The organism is Clostridium sp. MSJ-8 (genome assembly GCF_018918325.1).
GTDB lineage: Bacteria > Bacillota > Clostridia > Clostridiales > Clostridiaceae > Clostridium.
Map to the genome: position 1 here is coordinate 13,156 of NZ_JAHLQH010000007.1, position 18,587 is coordinate 31,742.

The 18,587-nt window shown below is 28.7% G+C and carries 16 protein-coding genes and 7 tRNA genes; all 23 read right to left on the reverse strand.

The window, feature by feature from the left end; genetic code table 11:
* Positions 1-45 precede the first annotated feature (45 nt).
* On the reverse strand, positions 46-2,433 hold the full coding sequence (gene spoIIE, locus KQI77_RS00790) for a stage II sporulation protein E (protein WP_216387444.1): 2,388 nt from the start codon (positions 2,431-2,433) through the stop codon (positions 46-48).
* Between the two features lie 166 nt (positions 2,434-2,599).
* Positions 2,600-2,688, reverse strand: a tRNA-Leu gene (locus tag KQI77_RS00795).
* Between the two features lie 5 nt (positions 2,689-2,693).
* A tRNA-Met gene (locus KQI77_RS00800) sits at positions 2,694-2,770 on the reverse strand.
* Positions 2,771-2,777: 7 nt separating this feature from the next.
* Positions 2,778-2,853 (reverse strand) — tRNA-Met (locus KQI77_RS00805).
* Between the two features lie 21 nt (positions 2,854-2,874).
* Positions 2,875-2,963, reverse strand: a tRNA-Leu gene (locus tag KQI77_RS00810).
* A 5-nt stretch (positions 2,964-2,968) separates the two neighbouring features.
* A tRNA-Met gene (locus KQI77_RS00815) sits at positions 2,969-3,045 on the reverse strand.
* 6 nt (positions 3,046-3,051) lie between these two features.
* Positions 3,052-3,127 (reverse strand) — tRNA-Met (locus KQI77_RS00820).
* 23 nt (positions 3,128-3,150) lie between these two features.
* Positions 3,151-3,239 (reverse strand) — tRNA-Leu (locus tag KQI77_RS00825).
* A 204-nt stretch (positions 3,240-3,443) separates the two neighbouring features.
* Positions 3,444-3,848: a S1 domain-containing RNA-binding protein gene (locus KQI77_RS00830; protein WP_216387445.1), complete on the reverse strand. Its 405-nt coding sequence runs from the start codon at positions 3,846-3,848 to the stop codon at positions 3,444-3,446.
* A gap of 63 nt (positions 3,849-3,911) precedes the next feature.
* Positions 3,912-4,196: a septum formation initiator family protein gene (locus KQI77_RS00835; RefSeq protein ID WP_216387446.1), complete on the reverse strand. Its 285-nt coding sequence runs from the start codon at positions 4,194-4,196 to the stop codon at positions 3,912-3,914.
* An 86-nt stretch (positions 4,197-4,282) separates the two neighbouring features.
* Positions 4,283-4,672, reverse strand: coding sequence for a spore cortex biosynthesis protein YabQ (gene yabQ / locus KQI77_RS00840; protein WP_216387447.1), 390 nt, complete (start codon positions 4,670-4,672; stop codon positions 4,283-4,285).
* Positions 4,673-4,683: 11 nt separating this feature from the next.
* Positions 4,684-4,956, reverse strand: coding sequence for a sporulation protein YabP (gene yabP, locus KQI77_RS00845; RefSeq protein WP_216387448.1), 273 nt, complete (start codon positions 4,954-4,956; stop codon positions 4,684-4,686).
* Positions 4,957-5,011: 55 nt separating this feature from the next.
* A complete protein-coding gene (locus KQI77_RS00850) occupies positions 5,012-5,254 on the reverse strand; it encodes an RNA-binding S4 domain-containing protein (protein ID WP_216387449.1) in 243 nt (80 codons plus the stop codon).
* A gap of 142 nt (positions 5,255-5,396) precedes the next feature.
* Positions 5,397-5,672, reverse strand: a complete 276-nt coding sequence (locus KQI77_RS00855) for an HU family DNA-binding protein (protein ID WP_216387450.1) — start codon at positions 5,670-5,672, stop codon at positions 5,397-5,399.
* A gap of 257 nt (positions 5,673-5,929) precedes the next feature.
* The gene (gene mazG / locus KQI77_RS00860; RefSeq protein WP_216387451.1) at positions 5,930-7,381 is read right to left on the reverse strand and encodes a nucleoside triphosphate pyrophosphohydrolase; all 1,452 of its coding nucleotides are present in this window, start codon (positions 7,379-7,381) and stop codon (positions 5,930-5,932) included.
* Between the two features lie 17 nt (positions 7,382-7,398).
* Positions 7,399-8,931 (reverse strand): polysaccharide biosynthesis protein, encoded by a 1,533-nt coding sequence (locus KQI77_RS00865; protein WP_216387452.1) that lies wholly within the window; start codon positions 8,929-8,931, stop codon positions 7,399-7,401.
* A gap of 59 nt (positions 8,932-8,990) precedes the next feature.
* Entirely contained in the window at positions 8,991-9,545 is a 555-nt protein-coding gene (spoVT, locus tag KQI77_RS00870) for a stage V sporulation protein T (protein WP_253289288.1), read from the reverse strand.
* 258 nt (positions 9,546-9,803) lie between these two features.
* Positions 9,804-10,805 (reverse strand): SurA N-terminal domain-containing protein, encoded by a 1,002-nt coding sequence (locus KQI77_RS00875; RefSeq protein ID WP_216387453.1) that lies wholly within the window; start codon positions 10,803-10,805, stop codon positions 9,804-9,806.
* A gap of 165 nt (positions 10,806-10,970) precedes the next feature.
* Positions 10,971-11,978, reverse strand: a complete 1,008-nt coding sequence (locus KQI77_RS00880) for a peptidylprolyl isomerase (RefSeq protein ID WP_216387454.1) — start codon at positions 11,976-11,978, stop codon at positions 10,971-10,973.
* A gap of 263 nt (positions 11,979-12,241) precedes the next feature.
* The gene (locus KQI77_RS00885; protein WP_216387455.1) at positions 12,242-13,252 is read right to left on the reverse strand and encodes a peptidyl-prolyl cis-trans isomerase; all 1,011 of its coding nucleotides are present in this window, start codon (positions 13,250-13,252) and stop codon (positions 12,242-12,244) included.
* 101 nt (positions 13,253-13,353) lie between these two features.
* Entirely contained in the window at positions 13,354-16,857 is a 3,504-nt protein-coding gene (gene mfd, locus KQI77_RS00890) for a transcription-repair coupling factor (RefSeq protein ID WP_216387456.1), read from the reverse strand.
* 21 nt (positions 16,858-16,878) lie between these two features.
* Positions 16,879-17,448, reverse strand: a complete 570-nt coding sequence (gene pth / locus KQI77_RS00895; protein WP_216387457.1) for an aminoacyl-tRNA hydrolase — start codon at positions 17,446-17,448, stop codon at positions 16,879-16,881.
* Between the two features lie 59 nt (positions 17,449-17,507).
* Positions 17,508-18,578, reverse strand: coding sequence for a S1C family serine protease (locus tag KQI77_RS00900; protein WP_216387458.1), 1,071 nt, complete (start codon positions 18,576-18,578; stop codon positions 17,508-17,510).
* Positions 18,579-18,587 lie beyond the last annotated feature (9 nt).

The following is an 18,587-nucleotide window of genomic DNA, read 5'->3' on the forward strand; positions in this document are numbered from 1 at the left end:
AAATTAAAGGGCTTTTAAAACTATTTAGTTTTAACGCCCTATTTTTTAATATAACATAGATACTTTAGAAACAACAACTGTCATATCATCTCGTGATATATTTCCACTTAATTCTTTTGCAGTTTTTAGTATATCTTCAGCTAATTTTTTAGGGTCCTTAGTTGAATTTAACAAATAATTTTCAATCCAAGAACTGCTTCCAAAAATTTTTTTACTAACGTCTAATATTCCATCACTAATATTAATTATCAAATCATCACTTTTCAATTTCACCTTCACAGGATCTGCTTCAAATTCATCAACCACACCAAATGGTGGCATACTTGATGATATTACCTTAACTTGTTTTCCTCTCTTAATAAAAGTAGGTGCTGCGCCAACTTTTATAAATTCACATCCACCAGTATATAAATTTAACAAACTTAAATCTAATGTAGAATATCTTTCAGTTTCCTCTAAATGCATGTTCATTATTGAATTAACCATATTTACAGAAGTTTCACAGTCAAATCCTGATTCAAAAAATCTCTCTATTATCTCAACTGTCATTCCACTTTCTAAACTAGCAATTCGTCCTGTTCCCATTCCATCACTTATTACAACCATATAGTTGCCATCTTTCGTTTTCCCAAAACTATAAGTATCTCCCATATACTCTTCTCCATCCTTTGCAGAAACAGCACCATAGGATATTACCTTATATTTAGGCATTTCTTTAAGCACTAATATATTTATATTATTTTCTACATCATATCTACATGATTCTGATGATATACACATAGGAATAGCTATCACATTATTTATTAATTCTATTATATCTTTATCAGGAACAGAATCTTTTACATTATGTTTAAATGTAATCTTTACAACTACTCTACCATTAGAATCTCTATAACAAAAAATACTCTTATACTTTATTGACTTTCTGTCAAATGCTTTTCTAATTATTCTTTCAAAATCACCACATATCATTAATTCTCGTTTAAAGTCATCTAACATTTTATCTATAGATAATGATATTTTCTCTATATGTTCTGATAACAAAAGTCTCCCTGTATCTAATGCTTTCTTCTTTATATCGTCTCTTATATCATTATTAATAAGATTGTCTGCATTTCTAATAAGTTCTATCTTCTGCAAACAATTCTTCTCAAGATGTCTAGGAAATCCACTTTTTCCGCTCTTACTATTTTCTATTACTACCTCAAATGCTTTATAGGTATCATCAAAATTTTTTTTCCAACAATAATCAGATCTATCACACCTACTACATACTCTATCGCCTAAATTCTCTATTAGCAATTCGTTTTTTGATAAGTCATTTATATTGTTACTATTACTCATACTATGCAATACATTCGCTATAGTAATAAGTGAAACTCCCAATCCCTTAACTTTATCTGAAAATTCTTCTTTTAACTCGTTTATCTCAAATTGACTTAATTTCACACGTTTCTTATCCATACTAACTTCAACTTCTATGGCTTCAAACACTCTTTTAGGTATAAGCCAAAAAATAATTATAGATATTACTGCTTCTATAATTGCTACTTTATTAAAATCATCAATATATATGTGTGATGATAAATACACTATAAGATAACTTATGCATATACATGTCTTGCCTAATTCTTTGAATATTCCAGATACTAATCCCAATATAGAAAAGATACCTATACTAGTAAATATATCATTATTACACCCACCTAATATCAATCCTATTATGCTACCAATTAATGTTCCATATAGGGTTCCTCCAGTATAAGCAAATATAATAACCATTGCATTTGCCAATATAAGTCTTATCGATATTCCATATATTGCAATTTCACCTATTCCACATACCATCATGCACATTATTATTCCAACACTCATCAATTCTTCCGTTGACAATAAATATCCATCATTGAATTCTTTTATAGCATCATACACGTATCTAGCAATATAATACGTTGGTATGATTATAAGCCCATTTACTATTGCCAATACCCCACTTATTCTTATTGTATAATGTTGATATATCATCTCATATAGAAAATATCCAACAATAACAATTGCAAAATAAATGTATTCCTTATTAAGTTTTTTACTTCTACAAAAAATAAGATTGTATAAAAGCAATAATGTTGTAATTAGTAGTGCTAAATACTGTTCTTCTATATGACTCCATATTGATATATATCCTATCTGTACTCCTAAATAACTTAAAAAAGCCAATTCTTTATTCCACTTCAGCAAAATAGCCATAAACATAGCTATTCCTAAAGGAGCAATCCCACGACTTTCTGTAATATCTAGATAGATAACAACTCTGCTAATTAAAAAGCTACTAATTAGCACTAAACATATCATTGCGATTTTCTTCTTTAGATTTAATTCTTCTATCCCTTGTTTATTTTTTTGATCAACAACTGCATTTAAATGATATTGCATATAATCCTCCTATATCACTAATATCAACTAAATTATAGCATTGTAAATATGCAATTATTGTCATTTAAAGTTCTTTTTAATTTAAATCGTAAGACAAATACCCCTCTTTTATTTTATTGTATGACAAGAATCAAAAAAAAGAGTTGTAATACAATTACAACTCTTTTGGTGCCGAAGACCGGAATCGAACCGGTACGGTGTTTAACCACCGCAGGATTTTAAGTCCTGTGCGTCTGCCAGTTCCGCCACTTCGGCACGTATGGTAGCGGAAATAGGACTTGAACCTACGACACTTCGGGTATGAACCGAATGCTCTAGCCAGCTGAGCTATTCCGCCTTATTTATGGTTGCGGGGGCAGGACTTGAACCTACGACCTTCGGGTTATGAGCCCGACGAGCTACCAACTGCTCCACCCCGCGTTATTATCTTATTATAAAATATGGTGCCGAAGACCGGAATCGAACCGGTACGGTGTTTAACCACCGCAGGATTTTAAGTCCTGTGCGTCTGCCAGTTCCGCCACTTCGGCACACATGGTAGCGGAAATAGGACTTGAACCTACGACACTTCGGGTATGAACCGAATGCTCTAGCCAGCTGAGCTATTCCGCCTTATTATGGTTGCGGGGGCAGGACTTGAACCTACGACCTTCGGGTTATGAGCCCGACGAGCTACCAACTGCTCCACCCCGCGTTATTATCTTATTAAAAAAAATATGGTGCCGAAGACCGGAATCGAACCGGTACGGTGTTTAACCACCGCAGGATTTTAAGTCCTGTGCGTCTGCCAGTTCCGCCACTTCGGCACACCCTATAAAACTCGTCACCTCTCAGCGACAAAATTAATTATATAGCATGATTAATTTACTGTCAACAACTTTTTTTAATTTTTTTTATTATTGCCTTTTCATTTTCTATAATGCCTATATTCTAGTAGTTATATACTGCTTTAAAGCCCTATAATTTCCTGTAGAAAAAAATAGTAGCCTCATATAAGACTACTATTAATTCTATGCTCTATTCTTACTATTTCTAGCTTTGAATTCTTGATGTTTCTTTACATCTTGCATCTTTTCTTCACTATCTTTTAAAAACTTTGATATTTTATCTTCAAAATTAACAGATGAAGCAGATTTCTTTTCAGAACCCCAATCAAATTCTGCTGGTTTTGCTGATTTCTTTTGAACATTAGCTTGCTTAATAGATAAGCTAATTTTACCATTATCATCTATAGATATAACCTTTACTTTAACTTTGTCATTTTCACTTAAGTGCTCTCTTATATCTTTTACAAATGAATCTGCCACTTCTGATATGTGTACTAATCCTGTCTTTCCTTCTACTTCCACAAATGCTCCAAAATTTGTGATGTTAACTACTGTTCCTTCTAATATGTTTCCTGCCGCCAAGGTCATGTTTAAACGACTCCTCCTTAAATATATATATATTATTTGTTATTAAAATTATAACCTTAATTCTTATGAATTTGAATCATTTTTTTTATTAAGAACAGACCATTCACCTGGTTTTATCATATTAAGTTTCTCTCTTGCTAATTTTTCTATATATTCACCAGTTGCAATCATATTTTTCTGCTCTTTATATCGTTGATTTTCTTGTTTTATCTCTTCAAGTTGTTCTTTTCTTTGCTTTTGTTCTTTTTCAATTCTATTTATAGCTCGCTCTTGACGAATAAAGCCAATAATAAAAATCATAGACAGTACTAAGATTATTAAATTCTTAAGTTTAACCCTTCTCTTCATCCATAGCACCTCATATTCTATATTCATATTCTCATAAATACATTTTAAACACAATAGGTATTTTATTCAAGTAGTTTTTTAATTAGTTATTTTTTTATTTTCAACTTATTCATAATTATCCTCATAGGATACATTAACCATTTAGACAATACTCTTAAGCTAAATCCTAATCCATTAAAAAATTTCATTTCAACCTTAATTAACTTAGGACTTATAAAAAATAAATATATACTAACGCTAATACCAATTAAAATATAAATATAAAATCCTAAAAATGCATAATTAGTATATAACAAAAAGAGAAAGATACTTATAGCTGCCAAAATAGAAAACAATATATCTTCTATTGCACTTATTAACTTCGGTACTTTATTTCCTCTGATAATTCTATATAAATCAAACATAGCCCCCAACAATATCCCTGCTAAAACAGCATATAAAATAATATCTAGCTGAACTTTTAATTCTAATGGCATACTCAGTTCACCTATCTAAATAATTTATTGAAGAAATTTTCTTTATTTTTTATAACTTCTTTGTCATTATATATCATACTATTTATATTGCCATCTATTATAACATCACCATTTTGAACGTCTAATTTATTAATCTTAAGTTTGCTACCTTTAATATCTAAATTTCCTTCTATTGTAATAAGTGATATCTTTTCATCATTATATGTCAGTACTTCTTGAACGCCTGTCAGAACTATCTTTTTTCTATTTTCTAATGTTAAATTACATTTTTTTATCTGTTCCATAAGTCAAACCTCTTTCATAATATCTCTTTAAGATATTATGAAAGAATACTTATGGTTATTCTATTATTGTATACATTTCTTTTGCATCTTCTTTTCTAACATGTTCAGCTATATTTATTATCTTAGCTTTTATTGTCTTACTTGCAAAAGCTATTTCGATTATATCATTTTCTTTAACCTCTGTAGATGCTTTAGCTACTTTCCCATTTATTGTAACTCTACCATTTTCACAAGCCTCTTTGGCTACTGTTCTTCTTTTTATTATTCTTGATACTTTTAAATATTTATCTAATCTCAAAGATAACTCTCCTTGCAAACATTATTGTATGTAACTTTTTAAATTACTATTCTAAATTCTATATGTAAACATTCATAACAAATATATTATACTTCATAAATGTTAAATAAAAACCCGAGTATTCTCGGGTTCTCAATAATTATTACTTGTTAACTTTTTCTTTTAATTCTTTTCCAGCTTTGAATACAGGAACTGTTGCAGCTGGTATTGGAATAGGTTCTTTAGTTCTTGGATTTCTTCCTTCTCTAGCAGCTCTTTCTCTAGTTTCAAAAGTACCAAACCCTACTAATTGAACTTTTTCACCATTTTCTAATGCTGTAGAAACGCTTTCTATAAATGCCTTTAATGCTACTTCAGCATCCTTTTTTGTAATATTTGCTTTTTCAGCCATACTAGCGATTAATTCTGATTTATTCACTATAAACATCCTCCTTAAAAGTACAGTTAATAATAACTGTTTAATAGCTTTTTATGTACTATACTACATTACTTTATTATATAATTACTTATTAATATAGTCTATAAATTTTTACACTTATTTATATGTTTTAATTATAATTCACATAAAATTAACAATACCTCTTTATAAACCCAGTAATTATGCTAAAAAACAATGTTCTGATAGCTTTAGTTAATAGTATTCTCCACAAATTCTAAAATTCCTTTTATTTTAACTTATTTTTCTTTATTTTTTACTTGTTTCCATAAGAAATTCTTCTCTTGTAAATCCAGACTCACAAAGTCACTGTTATTCTTAGCAGCAAGTTCCTCCATACGCTTAATTCTGTTTATGAATTTCTCTATAGATTCATTGAGTGCTTCCTCTGCATCGATATCCAAGTAACGAGACAAATTGACACAACTGAAGAATAGATCACCTACCTCTTCTTGTATTCTGCCCTTGTTCTCAGAATTATATACCTCAATAACTTCATTTAATTCTTCTTTTACTTTTTCAATCATTTCATTAAAATCTTCCATATCAAAGCCAATCTTATGTGCTTTTTTTTGAATTTTGTTAGCCCTTATTAATGCAGGTAAGGCTTTTGCTACTGAATCTAATTCTTGAGAAAAGCTCTGTATATGCTTTTCTTTTCTCTTAAGTTCATCCCAGTTATTTAAAACATCATCTACATTCTCTGCTTTTTTATCTGTGAAAACATGGGGGTGTCTGTATATCATCTTATTACATATTCCTTCTATTATATCGTATAGATTATAATATCCCTCTTCTTTCTCTATAGCTGCATGAAATACCACTTGAAGTAATACATCTCCAAGTTCTTCGATCATTCCTTCCATATCACCTTTTTCTATAGCATCTAAGACTTCATAACTCTCTTCTACAATTGCTTTTCTAATAGATTCATGTGTCTGTTCCATATCCCATGGGCAGCCATTCTCACCTCGCAAAATATCTATTATATCAACTAAATCATATATATCCTTTTTGCCACCTTGCAAATTTTTAGGGATATATATAGATGTCATTTCATCAAATTCTTCTTGCATATCTAGTTCATATAATTTTATAGACTTAATAACTTCTCTATCAGCTATTCCTATAGATTTACAAAAGTAAATATCTGCTTCATCTTCATAATATTCTAATAATTTAATCTTAACTTCTGAAGCAATTAACTGATTCTGTACCTCCATTATTATTGTTCCTATTCTTTTATCAAATATTTGCTTATCTATTTCAAAGACATCTATTACCTTTAAGCCTTCTTGCATATCAAGTTGCAATCTTTCAGTAATAGCATCAACAAAACTACTTGCTGCAATTATTTGATATTCTATATTAACTTCATCACATTTTTGAATTAAATTTGTTACTGACTTTTCACCTATTAAAGGATGTCCAGGAACTGCATATACTATATCTTTGTTAGAAGCTTCTTCTAAAACTTTATCTGCAATAGTCATATATAGCTCTTCAAAATCTTCTATATCATCATATAAATAATCGTAAGTTTTATATGATATATTCTTTTCCTGTAGATATTCAGCCATAGGATGATGATCTGTTCTCAAATAAATATTATTATTATTTTCTAACACTTCTAATGCTCCTATTGTTAAAGCTCTATAATCTCCTGGTCCCAACCCAACTATATATATCATCACATTTCTCCAATCTTTTATTTTTTTATTTTCTTTCTTATATCGTCTACCGTAAATACTTTAAACAGTATTATAGCCAATAAATATATTATAGCACCTGTTCCTATTGATAGTAAGCAAGATAAATTATTGTTTGCTGTGCATCTATATAGATAATTAAAAGAAAATACCACAAAAAATATCATCACAGTTCCTGAATACATTATCTTCATTAAATTGTTGTATAAATTTAATTTTATATTTAGTTTTGCTTTAATTAACAATATATTAATTATACTTACACATATATAAGCAACTATAGTTCCTATAACAGCTCCATATACATTAACACTCTCTAATGGAACTAAGATATTAGTTATTATGACTTTTATAATACATCCAATAATCAAACTAAAAATAGGTTTCATATATTCCCCTATTCCTTGCATTATTGATGTTGTTGTTTGAGTTAATACTATAAATGGTATAGATATTGCAAGATACCTAAGTATACTGCCTCCTCCAGCTCTTCCTGGGAAAATCATATTAAGTATTGGCGTAGCCAAATAAAATAAGCCTAAAAAAGAAGGAATAGATATTAAAACTGATAACTTTATTACCATGTCAATCTTTTCTTGTAATTCTTGCTTCCTCTTCAACATATAAACCTCTGCAACTATCGGAATTAAAGAGGTACAAATAGCCATAGATAGTGTAAGTGGAATATTAACAATAACTGAAGCTTTACCTGTTAATTGAGAATATAATATAGTTGCTTCTCTACTAGAGAAACCTGCTTCTAATAGTTTCTTAGGTACTATTATAGAATCAATCAAATTCATTATTGTACCTACTGAAGCCCCTACAGATATAGGTATTGCTATTCTAATTATCTTGTCTAAAATTTTACTATCGCTTTTAACTTTCTCTATACCTAAAGACCTTTTAGTTTTAAGAAATTTTAGAAGTAAATATATAAGTGCACATAGTCCACCTGCTGCTGCTCCAAGTGCAGCTCCACCCGCTGAATACTCAATTCCTCTTGGTAAAAAAAGAATTGCTAATCCAACACCAACTACAACTCGTCCTATTTGTTCTAATATCTGTGATATTGCAGAAGGAGTCATATTCTGATATCCCTGAAAAAAGCCCCTAAACACTGTCAAAAAAGATATTATAGCCGGAGCAATGGATATCCCTATCAATGAATAATATGATTTTTCATCCCATCTTAAAAAACTTATTATCTGTTTCGAAAACAAGAATAAAACCATTGAAGTCCCTATACCCAAAATAGCCATTAACTTGCTTGCTTCTTTTATTACTGTAAAATTACCTTCATAATCTGAAAGTACATTATTCTCTGATATAAGTTTAGATATAGCAACTGGTATTCCTGATGCTACTGCTACAAAAAACATATAAAGCGGGTAAGACATTTGATAATACCCTACCCCTTCATCGCCTATCAACATAATTAATGGCCACCTAAAGAAAAGTCCTAAAAATCTAGTTATTATTCCTGCTATACCTAATATCAAACTTCCTTTAATCAAAGATTGCTTATTCATATAACTCCTCCAAATCAAAGTATATATGTTATCTTTATTTATAATTTGGAGGTATTATTCTAAGACTCCATTTGTTTTCCTAAGAAATTAGATGCTATATCTAATAATTTTTTCTCTGTTTCTCCACACTTACTTGTTTCATCCTTGGAAAAAATCACTATAGCACCTATAGCATCTCCACTAGCTATAATAGGAGCTACTACTTGTGATGAATACAATGTTTTAACATCATCACCTTCCTCGTCATGAATCAAAGGAATAACATTATCTGTTAGTACCAATGTACTTCTACCATCCATAGCTTCTTCTAATGAATTACTTACCTTTCTCTCATAATACTCTTTCTTGCTACCACCACTTATACATATAACTTCATCTCTATCACATACTATAACAATATTACCTGTAACATGATTAATACTCTCTGCATATTCCTTAGAGAATTCAGCAAGTTCACTAATAGGCGAGTATTTCTTCAATATAACTCCTCCATCCCTATCTGTAAAAATTTCTAAAGGATCCCCCTCTCTAATCCTCAAAGTTCTCCTTATCTCTTTAGGAATAACAACTCTTCCTAAATCATCTATTCTTCTAACAATTCCTGTAGCTTTCATTCTTATATTTTCCTCCTTAAGTTAAATATTTATTTGTCAGTAATATTATTTGATATATTAGAAATTTTATACACTTATAGAGGAACAAAAATCAAAATAAAATTTAATATATTTGCCTATAAAAAAATAAGTTAGCATTTAAAATGTTGTACTGTATAAACTTTAGTAAATTTACAACATTTAGCCAACTTAATTTTTTATATTTATAAATACTTAATAAAACTATGCTATTTATGAAACCCTATAATGTAAGTTATATTATAGTCTATCATTATATATTTTTATATCTAATTCTTTTTGATATTTATTAACTTTTTCTTTATAAACACTATCTCTTTTTTGAGATTTTAATTCTTTTATAATATCATCTTTTACATCATTTAAAGGTAATGTAGTTGCTTCAGAATATACTTTTGTATTAATAAGTAAATGCCAACCGAAATTAGTTTGTATAGGTTCTGATAATTGATTCTCAGGTAAATTCTTGAATCCATTTATTAAATTAGAAACTAAACTATCATTATCTTCAAATTCTTGATATCCTAAATCTTCAACTACTGTATCATCTTTAAACTTATCCATAGCTGCAACTTCTTCAAAGCTTTTCCCATTTAATATCAATTCCCTAGCTTCCTTTGCATCTTCTTCACCAGTAACATCTGATTTAAATACTATCTGTTTAACGTAAGCTCCTGGTTTTACTTCATATTGAGATTTATACGCATTATAATAATCTTTTATCTCTGCATCAGATACTTCAATATCGCCTACCATAGCATCTTTTATTTTTTCTATCTTATATTGTTTCTTTAAATACTTCTTGAAACTCTTATCTGTATATCCATAAGATTTTATATATTCATCAAACGAATACTCACTACCTAGCTTTTCAGTAAAATCCTCAATTGTTTGTTCTACATATTTATTCATATCTTCTTTATCAAATTTTACTTTAAACTTATCTTGTAGCTCTAACACAACTTCATCTAATACCAAACTATTTAATACACTTTCTTTTTGTTTCTGAAGTTCGTCTCCCATTTTCTCTTCATAATTCTTACCATATTGTTGTATATATGTTTGTATATCATGATACATAGCTTGATTTACATCTGCATTAGTTATCTTTTTATCTTCTACCTCTGCTACTACTTTTTTATCCTTTGAATCATTTGATTTCTTCACGAAACTACATCCAACTAATGATGAACCAATTAATATAGCCACTAATAAAGTCTTTAACACTTTACTTCTTTTCATACTTATTCCCCCAAACCTATAAAAACGTTTTCTTATATACCTAGTATACCATATTTTTTATACATTCCTATATTACCTTTGAACTATCCGCCTAACAAATGATATTTCATAAATACAAATAAAAAGAAGCAAATGTCTATACGCATTTGCTTCTTTTTAAAATAATTATAATCTATCTTCGTAAGTTTTAACTTTTAATTCTTTTTTGTATTTCTTCATTTTACTTTTATATTTATTTTGTTGTTTTGTATTTAATAAAGAACTCTTTATATCATCTTTCACTTCATCATAAGTCTTAGTTACTTCTTCTTTTTGTATTCCTGTTGCAATTATTAAATGCCATCCAAAGCTTGATTTAACTGGTTCTGATACTTTACCTTCTTCTAAGTCTTGTATTCCTGCCATAAAATCAGAATCATAAGATGTACTGTCATATTCAACATAACCTAAATCTTCTGATTTACACTTATCCTTGTATTCATCCATAGCTGCAATTTCGTCGAATGTTTTTCCTTGTAAAACTAACTCTCTAGCAGCCTTTGCATCTGATTCTCCTGTTGTTTCATCTGTAAATACTATATGAGTTATATTAGCTCCTGGTTTAGTAACATAAGATGATTGATTTTTTTCATAATATTTTTTAACTTCATCATCTGTAACTTTTACATCCTTAACCATAGCTTCAGATACTTTATTTAACTTAAGTTGCTCTTTAACATATTTCTTATACGCTTCTTCTGATTTATATCCAGCTTTCTTTAATTCTTTTAAAAATTCCTTTTCATCATCATAATTAGACTTAGCTTCTTCTATTTTTTCATTTGCATCTTTTTCTAAATCTTCATCTGAATAATCAATATCAAAGTCTTTCATTTTTTGTCTTAATACTTCTTGTTCAACTAATGATTCTAGAGTACTTTGTCTGTAAGACTTAAGAGTTTCTATAACATCTTCATTATTTTCATAATCATCTCCATATTGCTCTTTCATGTAATCAAGAGTACTAGCTAATTGCTTATCTACATCCCCTCTTGTTATCTTAACATCACCTACTTTAGCTAACACTGTCTTTGCAATAGCTTCTGGTGTTTTTTCTATCATATTACATCCTGCTAATGAAAATAACATTATAGAACTTATTATAGCTGCTATACTTTTTCTTATCCTCTTCACTTTTCTCCCTCGCTTTTCATTCTTTATTCTAAAAAATAACATAGGTATAGTATATCAATAATAACCTCTTTTTTCAATTTATATTTAATTTACTAACCTTTTTCATGCTCATAACTGAGTAAAAATTCTTTTATCTATAAAATCATCTCTATTTTAATTACTCATGCATTATGACAATTTTTAGTTTATCTATTTATTATATAGTTTCTTAGATATAAAAAAGAAAGGCTACCTATACTTAAGTAACCTTTCTATCTTAAAAATTATAGTCTATCCTTGTAAGTTTTAACTCCAATTTCTTTTTTGTATTTCTTTAATTTTTTAGTGTATTCTTCACTCTTCTTTTCATTTAAAACAGTTGACTTTACTTCATCTTTTACTTCATCTAATGATTGAGTAACAGATTCTGAATTAATATTACTTGTTAATATTAAATGCCATCCGTATGAAGTTTGAACTGGTTCTGAAACTTGACCTTCTGGCAAATTCTTGAACCCATCAACAAATTCACTTACTAATGATGTATTATTTTCAAAATCTTGATGTCCTAGATCTTCGTATTTACATTTATCCTTGTATTCATCCATAGCAGCAATCTCTTCAAATGTTTTTCCTTGTAATACTAATTCTCTAGCAGCTTTAGCATCAGCTTCTCCTGTTGATGAATCTGTAAATACTATATGAGTTACATAAGCACCAGGATTTAAAGTATATGAATCTTTGTTTTTATCATAATATTTTTGAATATCGTCATCAGTTACTTTAACATCTTTAACCATAGCTTCTGCTATACGAGAAAGCTTAGCTTGTTTTTCCCAATACTTCTTAAATTCTTTTTCATTTTTGTATCCGTATGATTTGATAAATTCTAAGAATTTATCATTATCTGTATAATATTGTTTATAATAACTAACTGATTCATCAGCTTCTTCTTCTATTTCTTCTTTAGTGTATTTAACTTTAAGATCATCCTTCTTAGCCATTAAAACTTTTTCTGCAACTAAACTGTCTATAGCTTGCTCTCTTAATTGTTTTAATTGATCTTTTATATCATCATTGTTCTCATAATCATCGCCATAATAAGACTTGTATGAATTCAAAGTATATGTTAATAACTTATCTACGTCATCTCTTGTTATTTTCTCACCATCAACTTTTGCAAGAACTGTCTTACCTTTTGATTCTTCTGTTCTTTTTACAAAATCACAACCTGCTAATGTAAATAACATTACGCTTGTTAATGCAATAGATACTAATCTTTTTATTTTTCTCAAAATTTTTCCCTCATTTCTATTTTGTTGCTAGTTTTTCACACACAAACAGTATAACAATATTTTTTTATTATTTCAAATAAATAAGTTTGTTATACATAATTTTATTCTTTATTTGTTATATAGTCAATTATTTCTTTTAAAAACTTAAGTTCATCTTCTTTCTTTTTATCTTGAACCTTTACTATAAATATTGGTTTTTGTCCAAATTGTAATACAATATCATTTTTGTATTTTTGTAATAACTTTGCATAGACAGCTTTATAGCCTTTATCCCCTTCTTTGAATCTAAAGCTTACAGTTTCATTATCTTCTTTTATATCTTCAACCAAAATAGAATTTGCTTTACCTTTTATATAAGCAATATCCATAAGATTAATAACCGTTGTAGGAATATCAGAATATCTATCTTCTAATTCTCCCTTTACTTCTTCATAATCTTCAATATTTTCTATTGCCGCAATCTTCTTATATACTTCTATCTTCTGTAATTCGTCTTCTATATAACTAGATGGAATGTATGCATCAAGTTTAAGTTCAATAGTAGTTTCAATAGGTTCATTCTCTATATCACCTTTTATAAGCTTAACTGCATCTTCTAGCATTCTGCAATATAAATCATATCCAACTGTAGCCATATGTCCATGTTGTGCAGAACCCATTATATTACCTGCGCCTCTTATTTCTAGATCTCTCATAGCAATCTTAAATCCAGAACCTAATTCAGTAAAATCTTTTAATGCTTTTAATCTCTTTTCAGCAACTTCTGTAAGTACTTTATCTTTAGTATATAAAAGATACGCATATGCTATTCTATTTGAACGCCCTACTCTTCCTCTTAATTGATACAATTGTGATAGTCCCATCTTGTCTGCATCTAAAATAATTATTGTGTTTACATTTTGTATATCTATACCTGTTTCAATTATTGTAGTACAAACTAAAACATTTGATTCTTTTGCCATAAAAGATATCATTTCTTTTTCTAATTCCCTCTCTGTCATCTGTCCATGTGCTATAGATACTTTGCTTTCAGGAACTAAATTCTGAATATATGCAGCTATTTTAGCTATATTTTCAACTCTATTATATACAAAATAAACTTGCCCATCTCTAGATATTTCTCTCAGAATAGCATCTCTAATAAGTTGATCATTCTGTTCAACAACATAAGTTTGAATTGGATATCTTTCTTCAGGTGGAGTTTCTATTACTGATATATCTCTAACACCTGTTAGAGACATATGCAAAGTTCTCGGAATAGGTGTTGCACTTAGTGTCAATACATCTATATTTTTACTTAAACTTTTTATCTTTTCCTTTTGTGCTACTCCAAATCTCTGCTCTTCATCTATAACTAATAATCCTAAATCTTTAAACACAATATCTTTTGATACTAGCTTATGAGTTCCTATCAGTATATCAATATTTCCTTCTTTTAATTTTTGAAGTGTTTGTTTTTGTTCCTTTGCTGTTCTAAACCTACTAATCATATCTATGTTAACAGCGAAATCTGAAAATCTCTTTTTCATAGTTTTATAATGTTGCTCTGCTAGAATTGTAGTTGGTACTAAAAAGGCAACTTGCTTTCCATCCATTACTGCCTTAAATGCTGCTCTTACAGCAACTTCTGTCTTACCATATCCAACATCTCCACATAATAATCTATCCATAACCTTATCAGATTCCATATCTTTCTTTATATCTTCTATAGATGATATTTGGTCTGGTGTTTCTTCATAAGGAAATTCATCTTCAAACTGTCTCTGCCATTCAGTATCCTTTTTGAATTTATGACCTTTTATAGCACTTCTTTCTGCATATAGTTTTACTAATTCCTGAGCAATTTGGTTAACTGAATTTTTTACTTTCGACTTAGCTTTCTGCCATTCATTTCCACCTAATTTGTTAATCTTTGGTGACTTTCCTTCACTACCTATATATTTTTGTATCATATCTAATTGTTCAACTGGAACATATAGTTTATCATCTTTGTCATAAACTATATCTAGATAATCCCTTTTGGTTCCACCAACTTCTATCTGCTTTATCCCTTTATATATACCTATTCCATGATTAACATGTACTACATAATCTCCAGGTTTTAATTCTGTAAAACTTTTTATCTTAGACACACCTTTTTTAGTGCCTTTTTTCTTAGTTAATTTTCTTTTAGCTTCTCCAAATACTTCTTTATCTGATATTATACAGACCTTTAATTCATCACATTCAAAGCCCTTTAATAAATTCCCAAAAGTTATAACTACTTGCCCATCTTCTATATTGTCTATTTTATCACTATAAAAACTCTCTATTCCTCTATCTCTTAATGTAGAAACTAATCTTTCACCTCTGACTCTAGTTCCTGATAAAATTAAGATTTTATAATTTTTTTCTTTTTTGCTTCTTATATCTTCTATCAATAAATCTAATTGACCTTGATAATTACTTAAGCTAATGCCCCTTAATTCAACTATATTATTAGTTTTCAAAAAAGTATTATTACTTTCTATCTCTTCAAGAACTAAATTGGCATTAGCTGTTATACAATCAATTAATTCTTCTTTATCTATAGCTAACTTAACTTGGGATGGAAGAATATCCCCTCTTTCTAAGAATATCGAACTATTCTCTGAAAATTCTAGATACGTACTATCTATTTTGCCTTTACATCTAACCTTACTATCTATAACATAAGTGTAATCCTTTAAATAATCAAAAAGAGTTTCTTTTTCCTCATATATTAAAGGAAGATAGCTATCTATTGTTTCAAAAGTTCTTGTTTCTCTAAGAGTTTCTAAATTTTTATTTACAGTTTGCCTTAATTTGGATTTTCTCTCTATATCTTTTATATTTTTAGATACTTCATCTAACTCTTTTGATATTCTATCTATAGCCTTTTCTATTATAGAATCATCTGTTATTATCTCTTTTGCTGGGAATATATCTATAGATTTTACCTTATCTATACTTCTCTGAGAAGTTACATTGAATGTTCTTATAGAATCTATCTCATCACCAAATAATTCTATTCTATATGGATAAATAGAATCCGCTGGGTATACATCTAATATTCCCCCTCTTAATGCAAATTCTCCTTTTCCTTCAACCATATCCACTCGTTCATATCCTGCTTCTAATAATACTTTGGCTAATTCCTTTAATTCTATCTGTTGTTCTAACTTTATCTTAATCTTATGACTTTTGTATAACTTTATAGGAGTATAATACGGAACAAAAGCTTCAACTGTTGTTACTATTATTTTTTTCTTTTTATTTAAAATCTCCTTTATTACTTTTAATCTTTCCCATCGCAAATCACCTGAAATAGCATCTATGTTATAGAACACCATTTCTTTAGATGGAAGATAAAATACATTAGTGCAGAACAAATTAAGGTCCTCATATATATTCTTTGCCTCTATATCATTATCGGCAATTACAACTAACGACCCTTTAGTTTCTTCATATATACTGCTTAACAAATAACTCTTAGACGAATCTGATAATCCTTGAACTTCAAAAAGTTTCTGCTTATCTATATACGATAAAATCTTTAAAAACTTTTCATTATTCACTAAGGGCTGCATTAACCCTCCTAATCTCATTCATGTAACCTCCTTTACAAATTATAAAGCTGCATTAAATCCATTAAATTTATTCATTGCTTCTTTTGAGCTAGAACTTATTATAGTTTCAGTTGAAGATAAAACTACATCTAAAACCTTATCTAATATTTCATTTTCTTCTGAAGAGAACTTTCCTAAAACATGTTTAATCAAATCCCCTTTAGGCTTACCTACTCCGACCTTGATTCTAGGAAAAACCTCTGTGCCTAATTGTGCAATTATATTCTTAATTCCATTATGCCCACCTGCACTACCTTTATCACGAATACGTAATTTTCCAACATCTAAGCTTATATCATCATATATAACAACCATTTCATCTGTAGTTAACTTATAAAAGTCCATTAATGGTTTAATTGCTTCTCCACTGAGATTCATATACGTCATAGGTTTAAATAATATGACTTTTTCATTTTCTATGAATCCTTCACCGTACATACCTTTAAATTTTTCCCTATTTATCTCTATATTATACTTATTAGCTATTCTATCAATTGATGCAAAGCCAATATTATGTCTTGTATTGTTGTATTCATCACCTGGATTTCCCAATCCTACTATTAAGAACATTTTATTATCTCCTTCTATTTTGTTGTAATTTAAAATTGAGAATGTTTAATTAAACATTCTCAACTTTCATTCATATTTAATTGTATTGTTTTTTCTTGCAATTGTCTATATATAACACATTCTATAACATCTTTTGATTCATTTTCCTTAAATGCAGTATAGACATCATACATATTAGAAACTGGTTTATTTTCTATTGATACAATAATATCAGTTGCATGCAATCCTGACTTTTCAGCTATACTATTTTTTTCTATACTTTCTACATATACGCCTTTAAAAGAGTTTTCTCCAGATTCAGAAACAGCACGACCTTGTATTCCTATATCACTATCTTTATTAATCATCTCTAGTATTTGCTTTATTCCAACACAACAATACAACCCATTATCATTATATTTATTACTTAGGCTCTTACTTGCAATCCCTATTAATTTCCCTTCAATATCACACAATATACCACCTGTGTTATCGTTATTAATGATAGCATTTGTTCTTATAAGAGAAATTGAATCATTAATCTTTATTTGAGAAGTAACTATTCCATTTGATATCATACTAGTATCATTTTGAATTTTATTTTTTCCTACTATAAGCACATTCTCTCCATTAATTATGTCACGTTCTTGATAATCTATTGGTTCTAATGTATCATCTTGAACTTTTAGAAGTGCAATATCTAAATCTTCATCATAAACCATTATAGTTGCTTGTAATGTTTTAACTTTTTTATTATATATTGATACATATATATTATTAGAATCCTTTAAAGGAGAATAATTAGTAATTATATATCCATCCTCACTTATAATTATTCCAGTAATATTTTTCGATTCATCATTTAAATCATCACTAGATGAAACTGTTACTAAATGTTTAGATACTTTTTCACTAATATCAGTATACATATTACCTATATTTTGTTCTTCATTAGCTTGTTCTATATTATTCTTTTCTTTATTTTTATCTAAATCATCTTTATTATTGTTTATAATAAATTTAGTAACTATCCCCACCAAAGCTATAATTCCTATTATAATTACAATAGTTATCACTTTATAGAAATTTTTTCTTAAGGGCTTACTTTCTATATTTAGCCTATCATTATCATTTTGGCTATTATCTTTCATGTATCCTCC

Coding starts and splice junctions, on each gene's coding strand:
- spoIIE (WP_216387444.1), bottom strand. CDS start 2,433: ATGCAATATCATTTAAATGCAGTTGTTGATCAAAAAAATAAACAAGGG.
- KQI77_RS00830 (WP_216387445.1), bottom strand. CDS start 3,848: ATGACCTTGGCGGCAGGAAACATATTAGAAGGAACAGTAGTTAACATC.
- KQI77_RS00835 (WP_216387446.1), bottom strand. CDS start 4,196: ATGAAGAGAAGGGTTAAACTTAAGAATTTAATAATCTTAGTACTGTCT.
- yabQ (WP_216387447.1), bottom strand. CDS start 4,672: ATGCCATTAGAATTAAAAGTTCAGCTAGATATTATTTTATATGCTGTT.
- yabP (WP_216387448.1), bottom strand. CDS start 4,956: ATGGAACAGATAAAAAAATGTAATTTAACATTAGAAAATAGAAAAAAG.
- mazG (WP_216387451.1), bottom strand. CDS start 7,381: ATGATATATATAGTTGGGTTGGGACCAGGAGATTATAGAGCTTTAACA.
- KQI77_RS00865 (WP_216387452.1), bottom strand. CDS start 8,931: ATGAATAAGCAATCTTTGATTAAAGGAAGTTTGATATTAGGTATAGCA.
- spoVT (WP_253289288.1), bottom strand. CDS start 9,545: ATGAAAGCTACAGGAATTGTTAGAAGAATAGATGATTTAGGAAGAGTT.
- KQI77_RS00875 (WP_216387453.1), bottom strand. CDS start 10,805: ATGAAAAGAAGTAAAGTGTTAAAGACTTTATTAGTGGCTATATTAATT.
- mfd (WP_216387456.1), bottom strand. CDS start 16,857: ATGAGATTAGGAGGGTTAATGCAGCCCTTAGTGAATAATGAAAAGTTT.
- pth (WP_216387457.1), bottom strand. CDS start 17,448: ATGTTCTTAATAGTAGGATTGGGAAATCCAGGTGATGAATACAACAAT.
- KQI77_RS00900 (WP_216387458.1), bottom strand. CDS start 18,578: ATGAAAGATAATAGCCAAAATGATAATGATAGGCTAAATATAGAAAGT.